Here is a 25,669-nt window from a genome sequence, read left to right as displayed (position 1 = left end):
GCAAGTGCCGAAGCGTGAAGATCTCAAGCATGTGATGGTGATCGGGTCCGGCCCGATCGTCATCGGCCAGGCCTGCGAGTTCGACTACTCCGGCACCCAGGCCTGCCAGGTGCTCCAGTCCGAGGGCATCCGCGTCTCGCTGGTCAACTCCAACCCGGCCACGATCATGACCGACCCGGAGTTCGCCGACGCCACCTACGTCGAGCCGATCACCGGAGAGTTCGTCGAGCTGGTCATCGCCAAGGAGCGCCCGGACGCGATCCTGCCGACCCTGGGCGGCCAGACCGCGCTGAACACCGCGATCGCCCTGCACGAGAGCGGCGTGCTGGAGAAGTACGGCGTGGAGCTGATCGGCGCGAACGTCGACGCCATCCGCAAGGGCGAGGACCGGCAGCTCTTCAAGGACATCGTGGCGCTCGCGGGCGGCGAGACGCCCCGGTCGCGGGTCTGCCACTCCATCGAGGAGGTTCGGGAGACCGTCGCGGAGATCGGCCTGCCGGTCGTCATCCGGCCGTCGTTCACCATGGGCGGACTGGGCTCCGGCATGGCGCACAACTCCGAGGACCTGGAGCGGATCGCCGGCGCCGGCCTGGCCGCGTCCCCGGTGACCGAGGTGCTCATCGAGGAGAGCGTGCTCGGCTGGAAGGAGTACGAGCTCGAGCTGATGCGCGACAAGCACGACAACGTCGTGGTCGTCTGCTCGATCGAGAACATCGACCCGATGGGCGTGCACACCGGCGACAGCGTGACAGTGGCCCCGGCCATGACGCTCACCGACCGCGAGTACCAGAAGATGCGCGACCTGGGCATCGCCGTCCTGCGTGAGGTCGGTGTGGACACCGGCGGCTGCAACATCCAGTTCGCGATCAACCCGGACGACGGCCGGATGATCGTCATCGAGATGAACCCGCGGGTGTCCCGGTCCTCGGCGCTGGCGTCGAAGGCCACCGGCTTCCCGATCGCCAAGATCGCGGCGAAGCTGGCCATCGGCTACACCCTCGACGAGATCCCGAACGACATCACGCTCAAGACCCCGGCCGCCTTCGAGCCGGCCCTGGACTACGTGGTCGTCAAGATCCCGCGGTTCGCGTTCGAGAAGTTCCCGGGCGCGGACCGGGAGCTCACCACCACGATGAAGTCGGTCGGCGAGGCGATGAGCCTGGGCCGCAACTTCGCCGAGGCGCTCAACAAGGCCATGCGCTCGATGGAGACCAAGGCCGCCGGCTTCTGGACCGCTCCCTCCTTCGACGACCTCGGCGAGGCGCTGGAGGCCCTGCGCACCCCGCACGACGGCCGGCTCTACACGGTCGAGGCCGCGCTGCGGCTCGGCGCCACGGTCGAGCAGGTGCACGAGGCGTCCGGCCGGATCGACCCGTGGTTCCTCGACGAGATCAAGGCCCTGGTCGACCTGCGCGCCGAGATCCTGGCCTCCCCGGTCCTCGACGAGGATCTGCTGCGCCGGGCCAAGCGGGCCGGGCTCTCCGACCGGCAGCTCGCCGGGCTGCGGCCGGAGCTGGCCGGCGAGGACGGCGTCCGGGCCCTGCGGCACCGGCTCGGCCTGCGCCCGGTCTACAAGACCGTGGACACCTGCGCCGCCGAGTTCCAGGCGAACACCCCGTACCACTACTCGTCGTACGACGAGGAGACCGAGGTGGAGCCGAGCGACCGGCCCAAGGTGATCATCCTGGGCTCGGGGCCGAACCGGATCGGCCAGGGCATCGAGTTCGACTACTCGTGCGTGCACGCGGTTCAGGCGCTGCGCGGTGTCGACTTCGAGACCGTCATGGTCAACTGCAACCCGGAGACCGTGTCGACCGACTACGACACCGCCGACCGGCTCTACTTCGAGCCGCTCACCTTCGAGGACGTCCTCGAGGTGTTCCACGCCGAGGACAGCTCCGGCAAGGCGGCCGGCGGCCCCGGCGTGGTCGGCGTGATCGTGCAGCTCGGCGGGCAGACCCCGCTCGGCCTGGCCAACCGGCTCAAGGCCGCGGGCGTCCCGATCGTCGGCACCAGCCCCGAGTCGATCGACCTGGCCGAGGACCGTGGCCTGTTCGGCGCGCTGCTCAACGACAACGGGCTGCGCTCGCCCGACCACGGCACCGCCACCAGCTTCGGCGAGGCCAAGGCGATCGCCGACACGATCGGCTACCCGGTCCTGGTCCGCCCGTCGTACGTGCTGGGCGGCCGGGGCATGGAGATCGTCTACGACGAGCCCACCCTGAAGGGCTACATCGAGCGGGCCACCGAGATCTCGCCCGACCACCCGGTGCTGGTCGACCGGTTCCTCGACGACGCCATCGAGATCGACGTGGACGCGCTCTGCGACGACACCGGCGAGGTCTACCTGGGCGGCGTCATGGAGCACATCGAGGAGGCCGGCATCCACTCCGGCGACTCGGCCTGCTCGCTGCCGCCGATCACCCTGGCCGCCTCGCACATCGCCGAGGTCCGCCGCTACACCGAGGCGCTGGCCCGGGGCATCGGCGTGCGCGGCCTGATGAACGTGCAGTACGCGCTCAAGGACGAGACCCTCTACGTCCTGGAGGCCAACCCGCGCGCCTCGCGGACCGTGCCGTTCGTCTCCAAGGCGACCGCGGTGCCGCTGGCCAAGGCGGCCGCCCGGATCATGCTGGGCGCCACCATCGCCGAGCTGCGCGCCGAGGGCATGCTGCTGCCCGAGGGCGACGGCGGGACCGTGCCGGCGAACGCGCCGATCGCGATCAAGGAGGCGGTGCTGCCGTTCAAGCGGTTCCGCACCCTGGCCGGCAACAACGTGGACAGCCTGCTCAGCCCGGAGATGAAGTCGACCGGCGAGGTGATGGGCATCGACGCCGGCTTCGGCCAGGCGTTCGCCAAGTCGCAGGCCGCGGCGTACGGTTCGCTGCCGACCAGCGGCAAGGTCTTCGTCTCGGTGGCGAACCGGGACAAGCGGTCGATGATCTTCCCGATCAAGCGGCTCGCCGACCTGGGCTTCACCATCGTCACCACGGCCGGCACCGGCGAGGTGCTGCGGCGCTACGGCATCGACTGCGAGGTCGTCCCGAAGCACTACGAGGACCCGGGTAGGCGCAACGCCGTCGACCTGATCCTGGCCGGCGAGATCGCGCTGATCATCAACACCCCGCAGGGCTCCGGCGCCGGCGCCCGCCGCGACGGGTACGAGATCCGCAGCGCCGCGGTCACCGCGGACGTGCCCAGCATCACCACCGTGCCCGGCGCGGCCGCCGCGGTGATGGGCATCGAGGCGCTGCGTGCCGGTGACATGAAGGTCCGGCCGCTCCAGGAGCTGCACAAGCTGCTCAGGGGCGGCGAGTGATGGGTCTCTTCACGAAGGTCGCCCGGCCGGCTCTGTTCCGGCTGGGCGACGGGGACGCCGAGCACGCCCACGAGTGGACGCTGAACCGGCTCGCCTCGCTGCCGGCCCCGGCCCTGACCGCGATGCGCCGCTGGTACGGGTTCTCGAACCCGGTCGAGGTGTTCGGCGTCCGCTTCCCGAACCGGGTGGGCCTGGCCGCCGGCATGGACAAGAACGGCATCGCCCTGCCCGCGTGGCCGGCGCTCGGCTTCGGGTTCGTCGAGGTCGGCACGGTCACCGCGAAACCGCAGCCGGGCAACGACAAGCCGCGGCTGTTCCGGGCCAAGGAGTCCGAGGGCATCGTCAACCGGATGGGCTTCAACAACGCCGGCGCGGCCGCCCTGGCCGACCGCCTGGCCGCGCTGGGCCCGCTCGACGTGCCGCTGGGCGTCTCGCTCGGCAAGTCGAAGGTGACGCCGCTGGAGGAGGCGGTCGAGGACTACCTGACCTCGTACCGTCTGCTGCACCCGTACGCCGACTACATCGCGGTCAACGTCTCCTCGCCGAACACGCCCGGCCTGCGCAACCTCCAGGACAAAGACGCGATCGCGGCGCTGCTCAAGGCGCTGGCCGGGCCGGTGCCGGTGCTCGTCAAGATCGCGCCGGACCTGACCGAGCCGGCCATCGCCGAGCTGCTGGAGGTCTGCCTCGCCCACGGCGCGGCCGGGATCATCGCGACCAACACCACCCTGTCGCGGGACGGGCTGGCCGCCTCCGACCGGCACCTGGCGAGCGAGGCGGGCGGGCTCTCCGGCGCCCCGCTGACCGCCCGGGCCCGCCAGGTGGTCCGGTTCGTGCACACCGAGAGCGGCGGCCGGCTGCCGATCATCGGGGTGGGCGGGATCATGTCGGCCGACGACGCGTCCCGCATGTTCGATGCCGGCGCCGCGCTGGTCCAGCTCTACTCCGGGTTCATCTACAAGGGCCCGGACCTGGTCCTGGCGGTCGCCCGGGGCGCCCGTCCGTCGCGGACCGCCGTCGCGTGACGAGCCCGGCCGAGCGCGACCTGATGGCGCTCGACCGGGCGCACGTCTGGCACCCCTACGGGCCGATGCCCGGCCGGAGCGAGCCCTACCTGGTGGAGAGCGCCGAGGGCGTCCGGCTGCGGCTCGCCGACGGCCGGGAGCTGATCGACGGGATGTCGTCCTGGTGGGCGGCGATCCACGGCTACCGGCACCCGGCTCTCGACGCGGCGCTGGCGGACCAGGCCGGGCGGATGAGCCATGTGATGTTCGGCGGCCTCACCCACGAGCCGGCCGTCCGCCTCGCCGCCGAGCTGGTCGAGCTCACCCCGGCGGGCCTGGAGCACGTGTTCCTCTGCGACTCCGGCTCGATCGCCGTCGAGGTGGCGATCAAGATGGCGTTGCAGGCGCAGCGGGCGCTGGGCCGGCCGGGCCGACAGCGCCTGGCGACCTGGCGGGGTGGCTATCACGGCGACACCTTCCACCCGATGAGCGTCTGCGACCCGGTCGGCGGCATGCACTCGCTCTGGACCGGGGTGCTGCCCCGGCAGATCTTCGCGGGCCCGCCTCCGGCGGAGTGGGACGAGGGCTACGCCACCGGGCTGACCGACATGATCGAGCGGCACGCCGGCGAGATCGCCGCCGTGATCGTCGAGCCGGTGGTGCAGGGCGCGGGCGGGATGCGGTTCCACCATCCGGGGTACCTGCGGGTGCTGCGCGAGGTCACGGCCGCGCACGGGATCTTCCTGATCTTCGACGAGATCGCCACCGGGTTCGGCCGGACCGGGCTGTTCTTCGGGGCCGACCACGCACGCGTGAGCCCGGACATCATGTGCCTGGGCAAGGCGCTCACCGGCGGGTACCTGACCCTGGCGGCGACGCTGTGCACCGGCGCGGTGGCGGAGGCGATCTCGGCGGGCGAGGGTGGCGGGCTGGCGCACGGCCCGACCTTCATGGGCAACCCGCTGGCCTGTGCGGTCGCCGGAGCGTCCCTGAGCCTCCTGCGCGCGGGCGGGTGGGCGGAGCGCGTACCGATGATCGAGAAAGCTCTCACGGACGGCCTGGAGCCGCTTCGCGGGGCGCGCGGGGTCGCGGACGTGCGTGTCCTGGGCGCGATCGGCGTCGTCCAGCTCGACCACGACGTGGACGTGGCGAAGGCGACCGCCGCGGCGGTCGCCGAGGGCGTCTGGCTGCGCCCGTTCCGGGACCTGATCTACACCATGCCGCCGTTCGTGACGGGCGACGCCGACGTGGCCCGTATCGCCGCGGGGATCGCGTCCGCGGCGGCGGCCGGCTGACACGGAAGAGGGAAAACTATGGAGACCTTCGGCGAACGACTGCACCGGGCGGTCGCGGAGCGTGGTCCGCTCTGCGTCGGCATCGATCCGCACGCCTCTCTGCTGGCCCGCTGGGGCCTCTCGGACGACATCGCCGGCCTGGAACGCTTCGCCCGTACGGTGGTCGACGCGCTGGCCGATCGGGTGGCTGTTCTGAAACCACAGTCCGCGTTTTTTGAGAGATTTGGGTCACGTGGCGTCGCTGTTCTTGAGTCAACTATCCGACAGTCCCGAGAGGCCGGGGCTCTTGTTCTCCTGGACGTGAAGCGGGGCGACATCGGCTCGACGATGGCCGCCTACGCCGACGCCTACCTGAATCCGGCGAGTACTCTCTGTTCCGACGCGATTACTGTGAGTCCCTATCTCGGAGTGGGATCTCTGCAGCCGGCGTTCGACCTGGCGGCCGCTCACGGAGGTGGCGTCTTCGTTCTGGCGCTGACCTCGAACCCCGAGGGCCCGACCGTTCAGCACGCCGTCGCGGGCGGTGGAAAAACCGTCGCGCAAACGGTCATCGACGAGATTTCCCAGGTCAACGCGGGTGCGAAGCCGCTCGGCAGTCTCGGCCTCGTGGTCGGCGCGACGATCGGCGACACCGGCCACGACCTCTCGAAGGTCAACGGTCCGCTGCTCGCTCCGGGCCTGGGAGCGCAGGGCGGAACGCCCGATGACCTGCGCGCGGTCTTCGGCGAAAGCCTGCACAACGTGTTGCCGTCGTACTCACGCGAGGTTCTCTCCGCGGGTCCGGAGATCGCCGGATTGCGGTCCGCGACGGACCGTGTTCTGGCCGGTGTGCGCGCCGCGCTCGGGTGAAACGGCCTGCTTACCAGGCTCCCGAAGAGCTTGGCCCGGGGTACCCCCACGTTGCCGAAACCGTGTTTGACCGCTAGTTTTCCCGGCGCCGGGAACCAATGCCCCTTTGGTTCCATGGCACACCACGTTTCACAGAAGCGCCGGTATTGAACTACCGCCGCGTAAGGGACCTGAGGAGAACTGGTGCCGCTCCCGTCACTGAGCCCCGAGCAGCGCGCTGCCGCGCTGGAGAAGGCCGCGGAAGTTCGCAAGGCTCGGGCCGAGCTGAAGGAACAGCTCAAGTCCGGCAAGACCACCCTCGCCGCCGTGCTCGACCGCGCGGAGGGCGACGAGGTCGTCGGCAAGCTGAAGGTCTCGGCTGTGCTTCAGGCGCTGCCGGGCATCGGCAAGATCCGCGCGACCCAGATCATGGAGAAGCTGAAGATCGCCGAGAGCCGCCGGCTCCGGGGTCTCGGCGACCAGCAGCGTAAGGCCCTCCTGGGGGAGTTCGCTGCGAACTGACTCACCGGCTCGTGTAGGAATGAGCCGTGAGCATGGATGACGACGCGCAGCCGGCAGCCCGCCTCACTGTCCTCTCCGGCCCCTCCGGGGTCGGGAAGGACAGTGTGATCGAGCTGATCCGGCTGCGCTCGCCGTGGATCAGACTCTCGGTGTCGGTGACAACACGTAAGAAACGCGACTACGAGACCGACGGCGAGCACTACCACTTTGTGACCAGGTCCGAGTTCCAGCGTCTGATCGACGGCGATCAGCTCCTGGAGTGGGCGGAATTCGCGGGCAACCTGTACGGAACCCCCCGCGCGCAGGTCGAGGGCTGGCTCCAGCAGGGCCGGCCCGTTTTGCTGAAGATCGACCTCCAGGGCGCCCGTCAGGTGCGAGCCGCGATGCCGGAGGCCCGCCTGGTCTTCCTCGCCCCACCGAGTGTCGACGAGCTCCAGCGCCGCCTGATCGGCCGGGGCACCGACGACGAGGAGACGATCAAGCGCCGTCTCGCGCACGCCGACGAGGAACTGGCCGCCGAGGCGGAGTTCGACGTCACCGTGGTCAACGACTTCGTCGAGAGGGCCGCGGATGAGCTGGTAGGATTGCTCGGTTCGTCATACCTGACGCCGGCCACACCAGCTCACGAGCATTAAGGATCTTCCAACGTGGGAACCATCGCGAACCCCGAAGGCATCACCAATCCCCCCATCGACGAGCTGCTCGACAAGACCTCGTCGAAGTACTCGCTGGTGATCTTCGCGGCCAAGCGCGCCCGCCAGGTCAACGCCTACTACAGCCAGCTGGGTGAGGGTCTGCTCGAGTACGTCGGCCCCCTGGTCGAGACCACCCCGCAGGAGAAGCCGCTGTCCATCGCGATGCGGGAGATCAACGCGGGGCTGCTGACGGCCGAAGCGACCGACCAGCCCTGATCGTCTAGTTCATCTGGTCCCGCGTCCGGAGTCTCCGGGTGCGGGACCGCTTGCTGTCCGAGGGGGCACGGTGACCGAGATCGTCCTGGGGGTCGGCGGGGGCATCGCCGCCTACAAGGCCTGTGAGCTGCTCCGTCTGTTCACCGAGTCCGGTCACGGCGTGCGGGTGGTGCCCACCGATGCGGCGCTCAAGTTCGTCGGCGAGCCGACCTGGTCGGCGCTCTCCGGGCGGCCGGTCGCCACCGGGGTGTGGGACGACGTCCACGAGGTGCCGCACGTGCGTATCGGCCGGGCCGCCGAGCTGGTCGTGGTCGCTCCGGCCACCGCCGACCTGCTGGCCAAGGCGGCGCACGGCATCGCCGACGACCTGCTCACCAACACCCTGCTCACGGCCACCTGCCCGGTCGTCTACGCGCCGGCCATGCACACCGAGATGTGGGACAACCCGGCCACCCGCGCCAACGTGGCGACCCTGCGGGAGCGCGGCGCCGTGGTGATCGAGCCCGCGGTCGGCCGGCTCACCGGTAAGGACACCGGCAAGGGGCGGCTGCCGGAGCCGTCCTCGATCTTCGAGATCGCTCTGCGCGTACTCCGCCGGGGTGTTGATCTTGATCTTGCCGGACGCCATGTGGTGGTCACCGCCGGAGGGACCCGCGAGCCGCTCGACCCGGTCCGGTTCCTGGGCAACCGGTCCTCGGGCAAGCAGGGGTACGCGCTGGCCCGCGCCGCGGTCGCGCGCGGCGCGAGGGTGACGCTCATCTCAGCCAACGTCGCGTTACCGGAGCCCGCCGGTGCCGATCTCATCCGTGTGGGGACCACCGAGGAGTTGCGCAAGGCGACGGTCGAGGCCGCCGGCTCCGCCGACGTCGTGGTCATGGCCGCGGCTCCGGCCGACTTCCGCCCGGCGTCGGTCGCCGAGCAGAAAATCAAGAAAACAGACGCGGGTACGCCAGATGCCATCCATCTCGTGACGAACCCGGACATAGCCGCTGAACTGGGTGCCAACAAGCTGCCCGGCCAGGTGCTCGTCGTCTTCGCGGCAGAGACCCAGGACGCCCTGGAGAACGCCCGCGGCAAGCTCGCCCGCAAGCGCGCCGACCTGATCGTCGTCAATGAAGTGGGCGTCGACCGGGTCTTCGGGCAGGACCGCAACACCGTCACCCTGCTGGGTGCGGACGGTTTCACCGCCACTCATGGGGAACTACCCAAAGACGATGTGGCCGATATGATTTTCGATCAAGTCGCCACCCGCTTGGAAGCCCAGGTCCGGGACGCTCGGCGACCCTGACTACACTTCCGCGTTACGTTGTATTCGACAAATCTGAGGAGCACCGTGGCACGCCGCCTGTTCACCTCCGAGTCGGTCACGGAAGGCCACCCGGACAAGATCGCTGACCAGATCAGCGACGGGATTCTCGACGCCCTGCTCGCGCAGGATCCGCGTAGCCGTGTCGCGGTGGAGACCCTGATCACCACCGGCCAGGTGCACGTGGCGGGTGAGGTCACCACCCAGGCCTACGCCGACATCCCCAAGATCGTGCGCGACACCATCCTGAACATCGGCTACGACTCGTCGAAGAAGGGCTTCGACGGCGCCTCCTGTGGCGTGAGCGTGTCGATCGGCTCGCAGTCGCCGGACATCGCGCAGGGCGTCGACAGCGCCATCGAGCTGCGTGAGGGTGACTCCGACCACGTCCTGGACTCGCAGGGTGCCGGCGACCAGGGCATGATGTTCGGTTTCGCCTGCTCGGAGACGCCCGAGCTGATGCCGCTGCCGATCGCGCTGGCGCACCGGCTGGCCCGGCGCCTGTCCGCCGCCCGCAAGGACGGCACGATCCCCTACCTGCGCCCGGACGGCAAGACCCAGGTCACCATCGAGTACGACGGCCTGCGCCCGGTCCGCCTGAACACGGTCGTCGTGTCGTCGCAGCACGCCGCCGACATCTCCCTCGAATCGCTGCTCACCCCGGACGTCCGGGAGCACGTGATCGCGCCGGAGCTGGAGGGTCTCGGCCTGGACACCGACGGCTACCGGCTGCTGGTCAACCCGACCGGCCGTTTCGAGATCGGTGGCCCGATGGGTGACGCCGGCCTGACCGGCCGGAAGATCATTGTGGACACCTACGGCGGCTACGCCCGGCACGGTGGTGGCGCGTTCTCCGGCAAGGACCCGTCCAAGGTGGACCGCTCCGCGGCGTACGCCACCCGCTGGGTCGCCAAGAACGTGGTGGCCGCCGGTCTGGCCGAGCGCTGCGAGATCCAGGTCGCCTACGCGATCGGCAAGGCCCACCCGGTCTCGCTGTTCGTCGAGACGTTCGGCACCGAGAACGTGCCGGTCGAGCGGATCGAGAAGGCCATCAACGAGGTCTTCGACCTGCGCCCGGCCGCGATCATCCGCGACCTCGACCTGCTCCGCCCGATCTACCAGCAGACCGCCGCCTACGGCCACTTCGGCCGCGAGCTGCCGGACCTGAAGTGGGAGAGCACCGACCGCGCCCAGGACCTGAAGAACGCCGCGTCCTGACCCGGTTTTACTGAACGGCGTCCTTCCCGTTTCGGGGAGGGCGCCGTTCTGCTTGATCCGCTGAGGCCTGTTTTGCGTGTTCGTTCGCATGAGAGTCATGGGTGGTTCTGGCGGCTACTCTTCCGTGATGACGGCCGTCAAGGGTGAGCGGGTCATCGTCGTCCGGCACGCGATGCCGGCGGTCGATCCGAACGTGCCTGCGGAGCAGTGGCAGCTGGCACAGGAGAGCCGGGTCGCGGCCCGCCTGATGCGGCTGCACGTGTGCCATCCGGCGTACTACGTGGCCAGCCCCGAGCCGAAGGCCGCACAGACCATGCAGGAGATCGCCGGGGCGCAGCGGGTGGCGACCGACCCCGGCCTGGCCGAGGTGCACCGGCCACACGTCTGGTTCACCGACGAGGGCTACCACTCGGCGGCGCTGGCCTACGCCCGCGGCGAGTGCCCCGACGGCTGGGAGCCGCGCGACCAGGTGATCGAACGCTTCGACGCGGCCGTGGTCCGGCATGCGGCGGCCGCCGCCGAACAGAACCGGACACTCGTCATCGGCACCCACGGCCTCGCCCCGACCGTGTGGATGGCCAGCCGCTACCAGCTGGCCACCGATCCGGCCCGCTTCTGGGCGGATCTGCGCTTCCCGGACATCGTCGAGATCGACCTCCGGCACCAGACCGTCAGCTGCCTCACCCACTGATCCTCACGCCGGGCCCGGCGACGGCCGGAAGTGTCAGGGGGTCCGGGCAGAATGGTCGGCGATGGGGACCAGGGGAGTGCGTGCCGATCGGGAGCCGGCTGAGCGGCTGCCGATCGCACGGGTGTGCGTCGACATGCCGCTGGCGCATCTCGACCGCCCGTTCGACTACCTGGTCTCCGCGGCCGACGACGAGGCGGCCCAGCCCGGTGTGCGGGTCAAGGTCCGGTTCGCCGGGCAGCTGGTGAGCGGCTTCCTGCTGGGCCGGGCCGAGTCCTCGGAGCACGACGGCAAGCTGGCCTACCTGGAGAAGGTGGTGTCCCCCGAACGCGTGCTCGACCCGGAGATCGCCCGGCTGGCCCGTGCGGTGGCCGATCGTTACGCGGGCAATCTGGCTGATGTCCTCCGGCTCGCGGTTCCACCCCGCCACGCCCGGGTGGAGAGCCAGGCTGTGGCCGGTTCGCCAGCGGCGGCTGAGGCCGGATCGGGTGATGACGCGCCGTCCGGGCGGGGGTCGGCCGCGGACGAGGGCGTGCCGGAGCAGGCCGCTGCAGTGGACGCGGGAAACCCGGCGCGAGAGTGGGCCGAGGTTCGAGAGCCCGTGGCGGGCGGGTGGGATGCGTATCCGGCCGGACCGGGCTATCTGCGGGCGCTGACGGACCGGCGGCCCGCGCGGGCGGTCTGGTCGGCGCTGCCGGGGGAGGACTGGGCGCTTCGCATCGCGGAGGCGGCCGCGGCGACGGTCCGCGGTGGGCGCGGTGTGGTGATCGTCGTCGCCGACGCGCGTGATCTGGAGCGGGCCGACCGGGCGCTGCTCGCGGTGCTGGGCGAGGGGCGGCACGTCGCGCTGAACGCGGCGCTCGGGCCCGCCGAACGGTACAGGCGGTTCCTCGCCGCCGGCCGTCATCAGGTGCCGGTGGTGGTGGGCACCCGCGCCGCGATGTGGGCGCCGGTGCCCGACCTGGGGCTCGTGGTCATCTGGGACGACGGGGACGATCTGCACGCCGAGCCGCGGGCGCCCTACCCGCACGCGCGGGACGTGCTGCTCACCCGGGCGCGGCTGGCGGACTGTGCGGTGCTGGTGGCGGGCTTCGCGCGTACCGGTGAGGGGCAGTTGCTGCTGGAGACCGGCTGGGCGCGGGAGATCGCCGCCGAGCGGATGACGCTGCGGCGCCGGTCGCCGATCATCTCGCCGACCGGCGACGACCCGCAGCTGGCCCGTGACCCGGGGGCGGTCACCGCCCGGCTGCCGAGCGTGGCCTGGCAGGCGGCCCGGCAGGCGTTGCAGGCGGGCGCTCCGGTGCTGGTGCAGGTGCCCCGCCGCGGCTATCTGCCCTCGGTGGCGTGCGCCGAGTGCCGCACCCCGGCACGCTGCCCGAAGTGCTCCGGGCCGCTGGGCCTGCCGGGAGCGCGGGACGTCCCGGTCTGTCACTGGTGCGCGCGGGCGGCCGCGGCGTTCCGCTGCCCGGCCTGCGGTGAGCAGCGGCTGCGCGCCTCGGTGATCGGGGCCCGGCGGACCGCCGAGGAGCTGGGGCGGGCGTTCGCCGGGGTCCCGGTGCGCACCTCCGGGCGGGACGAGGTGCTGGACACGGTTCCCGCCGCGCCGGCCCTGGTGGTGGCGACCCCGGGGGCCGAGCCGGTGGCCGAGGGCGGCTTCGGCGCCGTGCTGCTGCTGGACACCTGGGCCCTGCTCAGCCGGGCCGACCTGCGCGCCGCCGAGGAGACCATGCGCCGCTGGCTGAACGCGGCGGCGCTGGCCCGTTCCGCCCCGGACGGCGGCCGGGTCGTGGTGGTGGCGGACGGGGCGCTCGCCCCGGTGCAGGCGCTGCTGCGGTGGGATCCCGGCTGGTTCGCGGCCCGTGAACTCGCCGAGCGCCGTGACCTGGGCTTTCCACCGGCCGCGCGGATGGCGAGCGTGACCGGCCAGGCGGCCGCGGTGGCCGAGCTGCTGTCGCTGGCCCGGCTGCCGGAGGAGACCGAGATCCTCGGCCCGGTGCCGGCGCCCGAGGAGCAGGAACGGATGTTGCTGCGGGTGTCCCGCTCGCGGGCCGCCGACCTGGCGCACGCCCTGCACGAGGCGGCCGGGGTGCGCAGCGCCCGCAAGGCGGCCCTCCCGGTCCGCATCCAGGTGGACCCGGCCGACCTCTTCTGACCCGGCGAGCCGCCGCCGGTGGCCGGGGCGCGAACGCGGGCCGCTGTCACGCGCGGCGTTGCGCGCGTCACTCCGTAGACTGGGCAGGTGCTGCCCACCAGAGTCAGGAGTCTCCGCGCGTGACCGTCCAGCCCATCCGTCTCTTCGGTGATCCGGTGCTGCGCACCCCGGCCGATGCCGTCGTCGACTTCGACAAGGAACTGCGCAATCTGGTGAAGGACCTGATCGAGACCATGCAGGACGAGGGCGGCGCCGGTCTGGCCGCCCCGCAGCTCGGTGTCGGTCTGCGCGTGTTCAGCTTCGACGTGGACGACGTGGTCGGGCACATCGTGAATCCGGTGCTCTCCTTCCCCGACGAGGAGGAGCAGGACGGCCCGGAGGGCTGCCTGTCCATCCCGGGGATCTACATCGACACCAAGCGCCGGCAGAACGTCGTGGCCAACGGCTTCAACGAGTTCGGCGACCCGGTCCAGCTGGTCGGCACCGGTCTGATGGCCCGCTGCGTGCAGCACGAGACCGACCACCTGGAGGGTGTGCTCTTCCTGGACCGGCTCGACGCCGCGGCCCGCAAGGAGGCGATGAAGCAGATCCGCTCCGCGGAGTGGTACGACGCCGCCAAGCCCCCCACGGTCAAGGACAGCCCGCACGGCCGGGGCGTCTTCGGGTCCGGCCTGTTCAGCTCGGGCAGGTGAGCCGATGCGCCTGATCTTCGCCGGGACCCCGGCTGTGGCGGTGCCCAGCCTGGACGCGATCGCCGCCTCCGGGCACGAGCTGCTCGCCGTGGTGACCCGCCCGGACGCCCCGGCCGGCCGGGGCCGCCGCCTGGTCCGTTCGCCCGCCGGGGCGTGGGCCGACGAGCGTGGCATCGAGGTGCTCACCCCGGAGCGGCCGCGGGACCCCGAGTTCCAGGAGCGGCTGCGCCGGCTCGCGCCGGACTGTGTGCCCGTGGTGGCGTACGGAGCACTGGTCCCGCCCACCGCCCTGGAGATCCCGAAGCACGGCTGGGTGAACCTGCACTTCTCGCTGCTGCCCGCCTGGCGTGGCGCGGCCCCCGTGCAGCACGCCGTCCTGCACGGCGACGAGGTGACCGGGGCCAGCGTCTTCGAGCTGGAGGCCGGGCTGGACACCGGCCCGGTCTACGGCACACTGACCGACCAGATCCGGTTCAGCGACACCTCCGGCGCGCTGCTGGAGCGGCTGGCCGTGGAGGGCGCCGGGCTGTTGGTCGCGGTGCTCGACGCCATCGAGGCGGGCACCGCACGGGCGCACCCGCAGCCGCACGACGGGGTGTCGCTCGCCCCGAAGCTGACCGTCGAGGACGCCCGGGTCCGCTGGACCGATCCGGCGTTCGCGGTGGACCGCCGGATCCGGGCGTGCAGCCCGGCCCCGGGCGCCTGGACCACGTTGCGCGACGAGCGGCTCAAGTTGGGCCCGGTGCGCCCGGTGGCGAACGCGCCGGCGCTGCGACCGGGCGAGCTGCTGGTGGAGCGCAAGCAGGTGCTGGCCGGTACGGCCACCACGCCCGTGCAACTCGGTGAGGTGCGCGCGGCAGGGAAGAAAGCGATGTCGGCGACCGACTGGGCGCGCGGCATGCGGATCGAAGCAGGGGAACAACTGGCGTGATCGACTGCACCGCAACGAAGCAAGAGCCAGGAAAGCACGCCGAAGGAGACATAGCGTGACGGAGCACAGGGCGTCCCGCCCACACGGCGGACGACCGAGCCGGCCGAGCGGTCCTGGCCATTCACGGGACGACCGCAGCGGCCGGGCGCCGCGCGCCGGCCGCCCACCGGCGGATCCGGCCCGCCAGGCGGCGTACGAGGCGGTCGCCGCCGTACACCGCGACGACGCGTACGCGAACCTGGTCCTCGCCGACATCCTGAACGGCATGGGCCTGCACGGGCGGGACGCGGCGTTCGCGACCGAGCTGACCTACGGCACCCTGCGTGCCCTCGGCACCCTCGACCTGATCATCGCGGCGGCCGCCGAGCGGGAGGTGGCCCGGATCGACCCGCCCGCGCGGGACGCGCTGCGCCTGGGCGTCTACCAGGTGCTCTACACCCGGGTGCCGCCGCACGCCGCGGTCAACCAGACCGTGGACCTGGTCCGCTCGGTGGCGCCCGGCGCGAGCGGGTTCGCCAACGCGGTGATGCGCACGGTCACCGAGACCCCGTTGGAGGCCTGGCTGGAGCGGGTCGCCCCGGCGCACGCCGACGATCCGATCGGCAACCTGGCGGTCATCCACCACCACCCACAGTGGATCATCCGGTCGTTCGCCGAGGCGCTCGGCGGCGATCTGGAGGAGACCGCCCGGCTGCTCATCGAGGACAATCAGCCGGCGGCCGTGCACCTGTGTGCCCGTCCCGGGCGGGCCGACGCGGTGGACCTCGCCGACGAGGTGGGCGGGGTGCCGGGCGCCTTCTCGCCGTACGCCGTCTATCTGCACGGCGGCGCGCCGCGCGACCTGGCCGCGATCCGCGACGGTCGCGCCCACGTCCAGGACGAGGGTTCGCAGCTGGTGGCCGCCGCGTTGCTGGCCGCGCCGATCGAGGGCCAGGACACCCGCTGGCTCGACCTGTGTGCCGGGCCGGGCGGCAAGACCGGCCTGATCGGGGCGATCGCGGCGGGGCGGGGCGCCGAGGTGACCGCGGTCGAGGTGGCCGAGCACCGGGCCCGTCTGGTGGACATCGCCACCGAGGGTATGCCGGTGACGGTGCTGCCGATGGACGGCCGGTCCGTCGGCCGTGATCCGGATCTGCCGGAGGAGTCGTTCGACCGGGTGCTGGTGGACGCGCCGTGCACCGGGCTGGGCTCGTTGCGGCGGCGGCCGGAGTCGCGCTGGCGGCGTCAGCCGTCCGATCTGCCGGCGCTCACCCGGCTCCAGCGGGAGCTGCTGGTGGCGGCGCTGCGGGCGGTCCGCCCGGGCGGCGTGGTGGCGTATGTGACGTGCTCCCCGCACATGGTGGAGACCCAGGTGACGGTGAGCGAGGGGGCCCGGCGCAGCGGCGTCGAGGTCGACTTCGTGGATGCCCGTCCGCTGCTGCCGCCGGGCATGCCGGGGCTGGGCTCGGGCCCGACCGTGCAGCTGTGGCCGCACCGGCACGGGACGGACGCCATGTTCCTGGCGGTGCTCCGCCGGACCAGCTGACGCCCAGGTCCTGTCCCGCGGAGCACGCGGGACAGGACCTGGGCTGGGCCGGGCCGGTGATCGGCCCGGCCCGCACCCGGTGGCGGGCGCAGGTCATAGACTTCGTGCCGTGGAACGATCGCCCATCATCGCGCCGAGCATCCTCGCCTCCGACTTCTCCCGCCTCGGGCAGGAGGTGCACGCCATCGAGGGAGCGGCCGACTGGGTGCACGTGGATGTCATGGACAACCACTTCGTGCCGAACCTCACGATCGGCCTGCCGGTGGTGCAGAGCCTGCGTAAGGCGACGACCATCCCGTTCGACGTGCACCTGATGATCACCGACCCGCAGCGTTGGGCGCCGGGGTATGCGGAGGCGGGCGCCTACAACGTGACCTTCCACGCCGAGGCGTGCGACGACCCGGTGGCGCTGGCGAAGACACTGCGGGCGGCGGGCGCCAAGGCCGGGCTGGCCATCGACCGGGACACTCCGGTGGAGCCGTACCTGGAGTTGCTGCCGTACCTGGACACCATCCTGATCATGACGATCAAGGCGGGTTTCGGCGGTCAGGCGTTCATGCCGGAGATGCTGGACAAGGTTCGGGACGTGCGCCGCCGGGCCGAGGTCAACGACCTGGAGATCCGGATCGAGGTGGACGGCGGCATCGCGGCCGACACCATCGAGCAGGCCGCCGAGGCCGGCGCGGACGCCTTCGTGGCGGGCACCGCGGTCTACGGCGCCGCCGACCCGGCCGAGGCGATCCGGAAATTGCGCGGTCTGGCCGCGGGCCGGATGGGGCTGGCGTGATCGGCCCGTTGTGGCCAGAATCTAGCTTTACCTCCGGCACGGCAGGAAAGGTCTGATGAGCACGGCTGAGTCGCGACTCCCCGAGAGCCCCGACCCGGAACTCGACCCGGACGAGGGTCCTGACCTGATCCTGGTCGTCGACGACGACCAGGACATCGCCAGCTTCGTCGAGTTCAACCTCAAGGTGCACGGCTTCGAGGTGATCCGGGCCCGGGACGGGCAGGAGGCGCTCGAGCTGCTGGAGACGCACCGGCCGTCACTGGCCGTGGTGGACTGGATGATGCCGCGGATGGACGGCGTCGAGCTGATCCAGCAACTGCGCGCCGAGCCGCTCACCTCGGCCCTTCCGGTGATCATGCTGACCGCCAAGAGCATGACCGTGGACAAGGTCTTCGGGCTCACCACCGGCGCCGACGACTACCTGGTGAAGCCGTTCGACACGGCCGAGCTGCTCGCCCGGGTGACCACCACGCTGCGGCGCCACAAGGACGCCCGGGAGGTGTCGCCGCTGACCGGCCTGCCCGGCAACGCGCGGGTGCGCCGGGAGATCGGTGACCGGATGCGCAGCGGCGGCGACTACTCGGTCGGTTACATCGACGTCGACCGGTTCAAGAGCGTCAACGACGTGTACGGGTTCGACCGTGGCGACGAGTTCATCATCGCGCTGGCCCGCAGCCTGCAACGGGCCAGCGCGCAGACCGGCAAGCCGTCGATCTTCCTGGGCCACATCGGCGGTGACGACTTCGTCTTCATCTGCCATCCGGACCAGGTGCTGCCGCTCACCCAGCGGACGGTGACCGACTTCGAGGCCGCCGCCGACCGGCTGTACGAGCCGGAGGACGCCCGGCGCGGCTACATCGAGGTGCCCGACCGGCGAGGCAACAAGCAGAAGGCCGCGCTGGTCACGCTCTCCATCGGGGTGGCCCAGGCGACCAACGACGGGCGCCGGTTCGCCGATCCGCGGGTGGTGATCGGGGTCGCCTCGGAGATGAAGAAGGTGGCGAAGTCCCAGCCGGGGTCGTACGTGGCGATCGACCGCCGGCGCAGCGAGGCGGAGTGACGGGTCAGCGGGCGTAGGCGGGCACGTACTCCTGGCCGGTCAGCGCCTGGATGCGGCGGATCACCTCGTCGGTGTGGGCCCGGAAGTCGCGGGGTCCGGTGGCGTGCCCGGCCTCCGGCAGGGCGGGGCCGAACGTGATCGTGATCGGGACGGGCCGGGGGAACCGGGAGCCGGCCGGCCGGATGCGGTCGGTGCCGGTGATGCCGACCGGGATGATCGGCACACCCGCCTGGGCGGCGAGCCGGACCGCGCCGGTGCGGCCCCGGTAGAGCCGGCCGTCCGGCGAGCGGGTGCCCTCGGGGAAGACGGTGACCAGGCCGCCGGAGCGCAGCACCGGTACGGCGGAGGCGAAGGCGTCCAGCACCGCCCGCCCGCCGGCCCGTTCGACCGGGATGGCGCCCATGCCGGACACCACCCGCCGGTTCAGGCCACCACGCAGGCCGGGGGTGTTGAAATACTCCGCCTTGGCCCAGAACGTGATGTGCCGCGGTGTGCTGATGCCCAGGAAGATCTGGTCGGCGATGGCCAGGTGATTGGGGCAGAGGATGGCGCCGGTGTCCCGGGGCAGGTGCTCCAGCCCGGTGACGGTGGGCCGCCACACGGTCCGGGCGAGGGCGCCGAGGGTGCCCTTCGTCATCGCGTACAGCGGCGGGGTGCGGGTCATGCCGGGTCATCTCCCGAGTCGGGGCCCAGATGGGCGGTGCGGTGGGCGGTGTGGTCGGCGTGATCGGACGGGGCCGGGCCCAGGTGGGCGGTGAGGATGGCATCGAGGAACGGGGCCGGGTCGGAGGCGCCGGTGGCCAGTTGGAGGCTGCCCCAGTTGCGCAGCTCGGCCATGCCGTGCAGGGCCGCCCAGAGCACACCGGCGGTGACCTCGGGCGGTTGGCCGGCGTCCGGCCGGGCCTCCGCGATCAGGCCGGTGAGCAGCCGGAACAGTGGTAGGCCGGCCTCGCGCAGCCCGAGGTAGCCGCTCTGGAGCAGGTCGTGCCGGAACATCAGCTCGAACATGCCGCGCCGGGTCGCGGCGAAGCCGGTGTACGCCCGGGACAGCGCGACGACGCGGGCGCGGGGGTCGGGCGGGGCCGCGGTGAGGGCGGTGTCGACCTCGGTGGCCAGGGCGGTGAAGCCGGCCCGGGCGATCGCGGAGAGCAACGAGAGATGGGTGGGGAAGTAGCGCCGGGGGGCGCCGTGCGACACGCCGGCCCGCCGGGCGATCTCCCGTAGCGACAGGGCGGTGTGCCCCTCGGCTTGCAAAAGCTCGACGCCGACCTCGACGAGCCGGGCGCGGAGTCCCTGGTCCAGGTCCATAGACACTGTCTACCAAGCCGTGTAGACAGTGTCTACCCCAGCTTGCGGGTGAGCGCTGCGATGTGAAGTAGGTCGCGGGGGAGGTGGCAAAATCTCGTCATCGTGCAAGACTCGGGGTTGACCCACCACGCGCTGGCGGGACTCGGTGAAATTCCGAACCGGCGGTGATCCGGCACACCCGTGCCGGTAAGCCCGCGACCCGGCTGCCCGCACCACGGCAGCCGGTGGACCTGGTGTGACTCCAGGGCCGACGGTTGATCGGCGAAAGCTGGTCAGACAGTCCGGATGGGAGACAGCGCGCGGAATCGGACGGTCGCGCCTTTGTCGGTGCGATGCGGCCGGGGTGCGCGAAGCGTACTCTTGCTGTCCGATTCTTGTCGTTTTCTCCCACTCTTCTCGGCGCGTGACCGTTCCGCGTGAGAGGACCCGGAGATGGTGACCGAGGACGAGGCGATGAGCCGCGCTGTCGCGCTGGCCGCCCGGGGCCTCGGAACCACCAGCCCGAACCCGGTGGTCGGCTGCCTCCTGCTCGGCCCGGACGGCGACGTGGTGGGCGAGGGCTTCCACGCGTACGCCGGCGGCCCGCACGCGGAGATCGTGGCGCTGGCACAGGCCGGGGAGCGCGCCCGCGGCGGCACCTGCGTGGTGACGCTCGAGCCGTGCAACCACACCGGCCGGACCGGGCCGTGCTCGGAGGCGCTGATCGGCGCCGGGGTGCGCCGGGTGGTCATCGCGGTGGACGATCCGACGCCGGTGGCGGCGGGCGGCGCGGCGACCCTGCGGGCGGCCGGCATCGAGGTGGTCACCGGGGTGCGGCGGGCCGAGGCGGAGAAGGGGAACGTCGCCTGGCTGACCGCGGTGCGCCGGAGCCGGCCCTACGTGACCTGGAAGTACGCGGCGACCCTGGACGGGCGGTCGGCAGCGGCGGACGGCACCAGCCAGTGGATCTCCTCGGCCGAGTCCCGGGCCGACGTGCACGTGCTGCGCGGCACCGTGGACGCGATCGTCGCCGGCGTCGGCACGGTGGTGGCCGACGACCCCCAGCTGACCGTCCGTGACCTGCGGGACGGCACCCTCGCCATCAAGCAGCCGCTGCGTGTGGTCGTCGACTCCGGCGGGCGTACCCCGGAGAACGCCCGCGTGCGTGACGCTGCCGCACCCACCTGGATCGTCACGACGGCCGCGGTCGGCGCCGGGCCGGACGGCCGCGTCGATCTGTCCGCGCTGCTCGCCGGGCTGTATGCGAAGGGCGTCCGCAACGTGCTGCTGGAGGGCGGCCCCACACTCGCCGGCGCTTTCCTCGGCGCCGGACTGGTCGATCGGGTAATCGGCTACGTCGCGCCGAAGCTGCTCGGGGCGGGCCGGACCGCCCTGCTCGACGCCGGTGTCGGCACCATCGCCGACGCCGTCGAACTGGACTTCACCGACATAACGCAGATCGGTGGCGATCTGCGTTTCATCGCGACCCCGCATCCGAAGGAGTCCTGAATGTTCACCGGAATCGTCGAGGAACTGGGCGAGGTAGTGCGCCTGACCGAGGGCAGCGAGGACTCGGCGGTCATCGCCGTCCGGGGCCCGCTGGTCACCTCGGACGCGCGGCACGGCGACTCGATCTCGGTGAACGGCTGTTGTCTGACCGTGATCGACAACGTCGACGGGGTGTTCACCGCGGATGTGATGGGCGAGACGCTGCGGCGGACCTCGCTGGGGGCTCTCCGGACGGGCAGCAACGTGAACCTGGAGCGGGCCGCCGCCCTGGGCAGCCGCCTCGGCGGCCACCTGGTGCAGGGGCACGTGGACGGAGTGGCGCGGATCATCGCCCGCGAGCCCGCCGACCAGTGGGAGGTGGTGCGTTTCTCGCTGCCGCCCGAGCTGGCGAAATACGTGGTGGAGAAGGGGTCGATCACCGTGGACGGGGTTTCGCTCACCGTCATGGCGGTCGACGGGGACAGCTTCGCGATCGGGATGATCCCGGCCACCTCGAAGCTGACCGTGCTGGGCAGCAAGGCCATCGGCGATCCGGTCAACCTCGAGGTCGACGTGATCGCCAAGTACGTCGAGAAGATGCTGGGGAGCCGCAATGTTTGAGAGCATCGAGCGCGCCATCGCCGACATAGCGGCCGGTAAAGCGGTCATCGTGGTGGACGACGAGGACCGGGAGAACGAGGGGGACCTGATCTTCGCGGCCGAGCACGCGACGCCGGAGCTGGTCGCCTTCATGGTCCGCTACACGTCCGGCTACATCTGCGTTCCCCTCCCGGAGGAGGAGGCCGACCGGCTCGACCTGCCGCCGATGTTCCACACGAACCAGGACAAGCGCGGTACCGCGTACGCCGTCACCGTGGACGCCAAGCACGGCGTGAGCACCGGCATCTCGGCCGCCGACCGGGCGCGGACCATCCAGCTGCTCGCCTCGGCCGAGACCGAGCCGGGCGACCTGTCCCGGCCCGGCCACATCGTGCCGCTGCGGGCGAAGCCGGGCGGGGTGCTGCGCCGCCCCGGCCACACCGAGGCCTCTATCGACCTGGCGGTGCTCGCCGGCTGCCGGCCCGCCGGGGTGCTCTGCGAGATGGTCAACGACGACGGCACCATGCAGCGCCGCCCGGACCTGGAGAAGTTCGCGGCCGAGCACGACCTGGCGCTGATCTCGATCGAGGAGCTCGTCGCCTACCTGCGGCACCGTCAGGGCAGCCAGGTGGAGCGGGTGGTGGAGACGGTCCTGCCGACCGAGCACGGCGTCTTCACGGCGGTCGGCTACCGCACCGAGGCCGACCAGGGCGAGCACGTGGCGCTGGTCTACGGCGACCTGGCCGACGGCGAGGACGTGCTGGTCCGGGTGCACTCCGAGTGCCTCACCGGGGACGTCTTCGGCTCCCGGCGCTGCGACTGCGGCCCGCAGCTGGACGCCGCGCTGGAGCGGGTGGCCGCGGCCGGGCGTGGGGTGGTGCTCTACATGCGCGGTCACGAGGGCCGCGGCATCGGCCTGCTGCACAAGTTGCAGGCGTACCAGTTGCAGGACCGCGGTTTCGACACGGTCGACGCCAACCTGGAGCTGGGGCTGCCGGCCGACGCCCGCGACTACGGCACCGGCGCGCAGATCCTCGCGGATCTCGGCATCCGCTCGATGCGCCTGCTCACCAACAATCCGGCCAAGAGAGCAGGCCTCGAGGGGTACGGTCTGCGCGTCACCGGGCGGGAGGAGCTGCCCGTCCGGCTGCACCCGGAGAACGTCCGGTACCTGCGTACCAAGCGGGACCGGATGGGCCACCTCTTCGAGGCACTAGGCTGAGAACCGTCCCGATTCGGGTGATGATGCAATGAAAAAGGGTGACATACATGGCCGGCTTCGGTGATCCACACCTGCACACCGTCGAGGCGGCCGGGCTCCGGCTCGGCATCGTCGGTTCCCGGTGGCACGACGACCTGGTCGGTCACATGATCAGCCGGGCGCAGGCCGCCGCCGAGGCGTGCGGCGTCATGGAGGTGATCACCGTCCGGGTGGCCGGGTCGGTGGAGCTGCCGGTGGTGGCGCAGGCGCTGGCCCGCCGGGTCGACGCGGTGGTCGCCCTGGGCGTGGTGATCAAGGGCGAGACCCAGCACTTCGAGTACGTGTGTGACGCGGTGACCACCGGCCTGACCCGGGTGGCGCTGGACGAGGAGACCCCGGTGGCGCACGGCGTGCTGACCGTGCACAGCCTGGGCCAGGCCCGCGACCGGGCCGGCCTGGAGGACTCGATCGAGGACAAGGGCTGGCAGAGCACGGTGGCGGTCCTCGATGCCGCACTCACGATCCGTGAGGTCTCCAAGCAGTAGAGCGTCTTCACCTCGAGGACACTCTCCGTTCTCGGAATAGGTGCTCGGCGCCGGGATGCTTCCCCGGTCCGCAGCCCTATTCCGAGACTGGTGTCCCACGGTGTTCCCACGGCTCAGCATCGTCGTGCCGTACTACGACGTCGAGCGCTACCTGGCCGCGTGCCTCGACTCGCTGGCCCGGCAGACCTTCCGGGACTTCGAGGTCGTCCTGGTCGACGACGGCTCCCGGGACGGCAGCGCCGGGATCGCCCGGGCGTTCTGCGCCGCGGACCCACGGTTCCGGCTGGTCACGCAGGAGAACCAGGGCCTCGGCCCGGCCCGCAACACCGGCGTCGAGCACGCCCGGGGTGAGTACCTGACGTTCGTCGACAGCGACGACCTGGTGCCGCGGCACGCCTACGAGATGCTGGTCCGGTCACTGGACCGCACCTCCTCGTCGCTGGCCGGTGGCAACGCGCGGCGGTTCAACAACACCGCCGGGGTACGCCAGTCGTACGTCCACCGGTTCGCCTTCGCCGCCGACCGGCCCGCCACCCACGTGCTCGAGTTCCCCGAGCTGGCCATCGACCGGATGGTGTGGAACAAGGTCTACCGGCGGCGCTTCTGGGACCAGTTCGCGTACCGGTTCCCGGCGATCCGCTACGAGGACTACCCGGTCACGCTCAAGGCCCACCTCGACGCGGTCACCGTCGACTGCCTGGCCGCGCCCACCTACTACTGGCGTGAGCGGGAGTCGGGCGAGTCCATCACCCAGCAGAAGTTCGTGTTCGGCAACCTCGAGGACCGGGTCGTCTCGGCCGAGATGGTGCTGGACATGGTGGACCGCCGCGCGCCCGAGCTGCGCCCCACGGTGCACCACCATCTGGCCCAGATCGACCTCACCACGGTGGTGCAGGCGTTCGCCGCGGCCGCCGAGCACGAGATGCCGGCGCTGCTCGGGCTGGGCCGGCGGCTCACCGGACGGCTCGACGAACAGGTGCTGGAGCGGATCCCGGCGTTCCAGCGGCTGGAGTACTACGCGCTGCGGTCCGGCGACGTCGAGCTGCTCCAGCGCCTGGCCCGGTTCCGCGCCGACGGCGGCCTGACGGCCGGGGTCCGCGCCGACCGCCACCCGATCCTGCCCTGGCGGTACCGCAGCGCCTACCCGGGCTCGCGGGACGCCACCGGTGTGCCGGCCGACGTCTACCGGCTGGCCCCGAAGGAGCTGGAGCTGCGGGCCACCGCCACCCACCTGGAATGGGCCGACGACGCGCTCGTGCTGCGCGGCACGGCGGAGATCCTGCACATGCCGGCGGACGACGACGCGACGCTGCGGATGACGCTGCTCGCCGGCCTGCGGGCCACCCCGCTGCGCGTTCGGCGGATCCCGGTGCCGGGCGGCGGCGAACGGGTCACCGGCTTCGAGACACGGGTGCCGCGCAGCGTGCTCGCCGCCATCCCCCGGCAGCGTGGCTCGGTGCGCCTGATGGCCTCCATGCGCAGCGGCCCGGTCCGCCGCCGGAGCCTGCTCGGGCTGCAGACGCTCTACCCGGTCGGGGCCCGGATCGGCGACGCCTGGTACCAGCCGGCCCGCGCCTCCGACGGTCGCATGCAGCTGCGGCGCATCGCCGGTGAGGCCGAGCTGACCGGCGCCGTGGCGGACGGTGACGCGCTGGTGCTGACCGGTCGGCTGCCGTCTGGGACGGCGGCCCGGGAGCTGGTGCTGTCGCGGGCGGCCCGGGACGTGCGGGTGCCGCTGGAGACCGGCCCGGACGGCGGGTTCACCGCCCGGATCCCGGTGCGTGCGGTGGTCGACGCCACCAGCCCGGACGACCCGTTCCTCGGCCGCACCCTGCTGATCCCCAAGATCGGCGACTCGCTGCTGCTGGTCACCGGCCTCTCCGGCGCGGTGAGCGTGCCCTACGGCGACCGGGTGCTCAGCATCGCCCGCTCACCCGGGCAGTACCTGAACCTGGTCGAGGCGCCGGCCCGGGTGAGCGCCTCCGCGATCACCGTGGACGGCGACGTGATCACCGTGTCCGGCCCGCGCTGGGACGGTGTCGACTACCGGCGGATCGTGTGGCGGCGGTTCCAGCCGAACTCCGACGACGCCGTGGACGCCCTCTGCGCCATGACGCTCGACGGGGGCCGCTGGGCGGCGCGCCTGGACACCGCGGCCCTGGAACCGGCGGACGAGGCCGACTGGACGCTCTTCGCGGGGGACTACGCGGTGCAGGCCGAGACGTTCGCCCTCACCAGCCTGCCCCGGCACCTGGCCCGGCACCTCCTCTACACCCGGGCCGGCACCCTGCACCTGGAGACGAGCTGATC

The 25,669-nt window shown here is 71.8% G+C and carries 23 protein-coding genes and 1 riboswitch; of the genes, 21 read left to right on the top strand and 2 right to left on the bottom strand.

The window, feature by feature from the left end; genetic code table 11:
* The first annotated feature begins 4 nt into the window (after window positions 1-4).
* From carB to BJ964_RS00450, 16 genes are all read left to right on the top strand, one after another.
* Window positions 5-3,319, top strand: a complete 3,315-nt coding sequence (carB, locus tag BJ964_RS00525) for a carbamoyl-phosphate synthase large subunit (protein ID WP_188118808.1) — start codon at window positions 5-7, stop codon at window positions 3,317-3,319.
* Window positions 3,319-4,344: a quinone-dependent dihydroorotate dehydrogenase gene (locus BJ964_RS00520; RefSeq protein ID WP_188118807.1), complete on the top strand. Its 1,026-nt coding sequence runs from the start codon at window positions 3,319-3,321 to the stop codon at window positions 4,342-4,344. Before carB ends, BJ964_RS00520 begins: the two co-directional genes overlap by 1 nt.
* Window positions 4,345-4,367: 23 nt before the next feature.
* Entirely contained in the window at window positions 4,368-5,618 is a 1,251-nt protein-coding gene (locus tag BJ964_RS00515; RefSeq protein ID WP_223149744.1) for an adenosylmethionine--8-amino-7-oxononanoate transaminase, read from the top strand.
* Window positions 5,619-5,636: 18 nt separating this feature from the next.
* Window positions 5,637-6,467 (top strand): orotidine-5'-phosphate decarboxylase, encoded by an 831-nt coding sequence (gene pyrF / locus BJ964_RS00510; RefSeq protein WP_188118805.1) that lies wholly within the window; start codon window positions 5,637-5,639, stop codon window positions 6,465-6,467.
* A gap of 183 nt (window positions 6,468-6,650) precedes the next feature.
* Entirely contained in the window at window positions 6,651-6,968 is a 318-nt protein-coding gene (mihF, locus tag BJ964_RS00505; protein ID WP_067705076.1) for an integration host factor, actinobacterial type, read from the top strand.
* Between the two features lie 32 nt (window positions 6,969-7,000).
* Complete coding sequence (gene gmk, locus BJ964_RS00500; protein ID WP_188126717.1) at window positions 7,001-7,603, top strand: guanylate kinase; 603 nt, start codon at window positions 7,001-7,003, stop codon at window positions 7,601-7,603.
* 12 nt (window positions 7,604-7,615) lie between these two features.
* Window positions 7,616-7,879 (top strand): DNA-directed RNA polymerase subunit omega, encoded by a 264-nt coding sequence (gene rpoZ, locus BJ964_RS00495; protein ID WP_071807772.1) that lies wholly within the window; start codon window positions 7,616-7,618, stop codon window positions 7,877-7,879.
* 70 nt (window positions 7,880-7,949) lie between these two features.
* Window positions 7,950-9,167, top strand: coding sequence for a bifunctional phosphopantothenoylcysteine decarboxylase/phosphopantothenate--cysteine ligase CoaBC (coaBC, locus tag BJ964_RS00490; RefSeq protein ID WP_188118804.1), 1,218 nt, complete (start codon window positions 7,950-7,952; stop codon window positions 9,165-9,167).
* Between the two features lie 45 nt (window positions 9,168-9,212).
* On the top strand, window positions 9,213-10,403 hold the full coding sequence (gene metK / locus BJ964_RS00485) for a methionine adenosyltransferase (RefSeq protein ID WP_188118803.1): 1,191 nt from the start codon (window positions 9,213-9,215) through the stop codon (window positions 10,401-10,403).
* A 127-nt stretch (window positions 10,404-10,530) separates the two neighbouring features.
* A complete protein-coding gene (locus BJ964_RS00480) occupies window positions 10,531-11,094 on the top strand; it encodes a histidine phosphatase family protein (RefSeq protein ID WP_183226648.1) in 564 nt (187 codons plus the stop codon).
* A 133-nt stretch (window positions 11,095-11,227) separates the two neighbouring features.
* Window positions 11,228-13,243, top strand: a complete 2,016-nt coding sequence (locus tag BJ964_RS00475) for a primosomal protein N' (RefSeq protein ID WP_229807297.1) — start codon at window positions 11,228-11,230, stop codon at window positions 13,241-13,243.
* Window positions 13,244-13,362: 119 nt separating this feature from the next.
* Entirely contained in the window at window positions 13,363-13,935 is a 573-nt protein-coding gene (def, locus tag BJ964_RS00470; RefSeq protein WP_188118801.1) for a peptide deformylase, read from the top strand.
* 4 nt (window positions 13,936-13,939) lie between these two features.
* On the top strand, window positions 13,940-14,866 hold the full coding sequence (fmt, locus tag BJ964_RS00465) for a methionyl-tRNA formyltransferase (protein WP_188118800.1): 927 nt from the start codon (window positions 13,940-13,942) through the stop codon (window positions 14,864-14,866).
* A gap of 55 nt (window positions 14,867-14,921) precedes the next feature.
* Window positions 14,922-16,391, top strand: coding sequence for an RsmB/NOP family class I SAM-dependent RNA methyltransferase (locus BJ964_RS00460; RefSeq protein WP_188118799.1), 1,470 nt, complete (start codon window positions 14,922-14,924; stop codon window positions 16,389-16,391).
* Between the two features lie 109 nt (window positions 16,392-16,500).
* On the top strand, window positions 16,501-17,178 hold the full coding sequence (gene rpe / locus BJ964_RS00455; RefSeq protein WP_188118798.1) for a ribulose-phosphate 3-epimerase: 678 nt from the start codon (window positions 16,501-16,503) through the stop codon (window positions 17,176-17,178).
* 55 nt (window positions 17,179-17,233) lie between these two features.
* Window positions 17,234-18,238, top strand: coding sequence for a GGDEF domain-containing response regulator (locus BJ964_RS00450; RefSeq protein ID WP_188118797.1), 1,005 nt, complete (start codon window positions 17,234-17,236; stop codon window positions 18,236-18,238).
* A gap of 4 nt (window positions 18,239-18,242) precedes the next feature.
* Here BJ964_RS00450 and BJ964_RS00445 read toward each other — a convergent pair whose 3' ends face one another.
* Window positions 18,243-18,902, bottom strand: a complete 660-nt coding sequence (locus BJ964_RS00445; protein WP_188118796.1) for a lysophospholipid acyltransferase family protein — start codon at window positions 18,900-18,902, stop codon at window positions 18,243-18,245.
* On the bottom strand, window positions 18,899-19,546 hold the full coding sequence (locus BJ964_RS00440) for a TetR/AcrR family transcriptional regulator (RefSeq protein WP_188118795.1): 648 nt from the start codon (window positions 19,544-19,546) through the stop codon (window positions 18,899-18,901). Before BJ964_RS00440 ends, BJ964_RS00445 begins: the two co-directional genes overlap by 4 nt.
* Before the next feature lie 127 nt (window positions 19,547-19,673).
* Window positions 19,674-19,847, top strand: a riboswitch (FMN riboswitch).
* Window positions 19,848-19,978: 131 nt separating this feature from the next.
* Between BJ964_RS00440 and ribD the strand changes: the two genes are divergently transcribed.
* The 5 genes from ribD to BJ964_RS00415 all read left to right on the top strand — a co-directional run bounded on the left by ribD (window position 19,979) and on the right by BJ964_RS00415 (window position 25,667).
* Window positions 19,979-21,034 (top strand): bifunctional diaminohydroxyphosphoribosylaminopyrimidine deaminase/5-amino-6-(5-phosphoribosylamino)uracil reductase RibD, encoded by a 1,056-nt coding sequence (gene ribD / locus BJ964_RS00435; RefSeq protein WP_188118794.1) that lies wholly within the window; start codon window positions 19,979-19,981, stop codon window positions 21,032-21,034.
* The gene (locus BJ964_RS00430; protein WP_183226638.1) at window positions 21,035-21,634 is read left to right on the top strand and encodes a riboflavin synthase; all 600 of its coding nucleotides are present in this window, start codon (window positions 21,035-21,037) and stop codon (window positions 21,632-21,634) included.
* Window positions 21,627-22,835: a bifunctional 3,4-dihydroxy-2-butanone-4-phosphate synthase/GTP cyclohydrolase II gene (locus BJ964_RS00425; RefSeq protein WP_188118793.1), complete on the top strand. Its 1,209-nt coding sequence runs from the start codon at window positions 21,627-21,629 to the stop codon at window positions 22,833-22,835. Before BJ964_RS00430 ends, BJ964_RS00425 begins: the two co-directional genes overlap by 8 nt.
* Before the next feature lie 47 nt (window positions 22,836-22,882).
* Entirely contained in the window at window positions 22,883-23,359 is a 477-nt protein-coding gene (gene ribH, locus BJ964_RS00420) for a 6,7-dimethyl-8-ribityllumazine synthase (RefSeq protein WP_188118792.1), read from the top strand.
* A gap of 100 nt (window positions 23,360-23,459) precedes the next feature.
* On the top strand, window positions 23,460-25,667 hold the full coding sequence (locus BJ964_RS00415) for a glycosyltransferase (protein ID WP_188118791.1): 2,208 nt from the start codon (window positions 23,460-23,462) through the stop codon (window positions 25,665-25,667).
* Window positions 25,668-25,669: the final 2 nt, after the last annotated feature.

It is taken from the genome of Actinoplanes lobatus (assembly GCF_014205215.1).
GTDB lineage: Bacteria > Actinomycetota > Actinomycetes > Mycobacteriales > Micromonosporaceae > Actinoplanes > Actinoplanes lobatus.
This window is presented reverse-complemented; position numbering and strand designations above follow the sequence as displayed.

Coding starts and splice junctions, on each gene's coding strand:
- ribH (WP_188118792.1), top strand. CDS start 22,883: ATGGCCGGCTTCGGTGATCCACACCTGCACACCGTCGAGGCGGCCGGG.
- gmk (WP_188126717.1), top strand. CDS start 7,001: ATGGATGACGACGCGCAGCCGGCAGCCCGCCTCACTGTCCTCTCCGGC.
- BJ964_RS00440 (WP_188118795.1), bottom strand. CDS start 19,546: ATGGACCTGGACCAGGGACTCCGCGCCCGGCTCGTCGAGGTCGGCGTC.
- BJ964_RS00475 (WP_229807297.1), top strand. CDS start 11,228: ATGCCGCTGGCGCATCTCGACCGCCCGTTCGACTACCTGGTCTCCGCG.
- BJ964_RS00450 (WP_188118797.1), top strand. CDS start 17,234: ATGAGCACGGCTGAGTCGCGACTCCCCGAGAGCCCCGACCCGGAACTC.
- BJ964_RS00520 (WP_188118807.1), top strand. CDS start 3,319: ATGGGTCTCTTCACGAAGGTCGCCCGGCCGGCTCTGTTCCGGCTGGGC.
- pyrF (WP_188118805.1), top strand. CDS start 5,637: ATGGAGACCTTCGGCGAACGACTGCACCGGGCGGTCGCGGAGCGTGGT.
- BJ964_RS00430 (WP_183226638.1), top strand. CDS start 21,035: ATGTTCACCGGAATCGTCGAGGAACTGGGCGAGGTAGTGCGCCTGACC.
- fmt (WP_188118800.1), top strand. CDS start 13,940: ATGCGCCTGATCTTCGCCGGGACCCCGGCTGTGGCGGTGCCCAGCCTG.
- BJ964_RS00480 (WP_183226648.1), top strand. CDS start 10,531: ATGACGGCCGTCAAGGGTGAGCGGGTCATCGTCGTCCGGCACGCGATG.
- BJ964_RS00515 (WP_223149744.1), top strand. CDS start 4,368: ATGGCGCTCGACCGGGCGCACGTCTGGCACCCCTACGGGCCGATGCCC.
- BJ964_RS00445 (WP_188118796.1), bottom strand. CDS start 18,902: ATGACCCGCACCCCGCCGCTGTACGCGATGACGAAGGGCACCCTCGGC.
- BJ964_RS00425 (WP_188118793.1), top strand. CDS start 21,627: ATGTTTGAGAGCATCGAGCGCGCCATCGCCGACATAGCGGCCGGTAAA.
- ribD (WP_188118794.1), top strand. CDS start 19,979: ATGGTGACCGAGGACGAGGCGATGAGCCGCGCTGTCGCGCTGGCCGCC.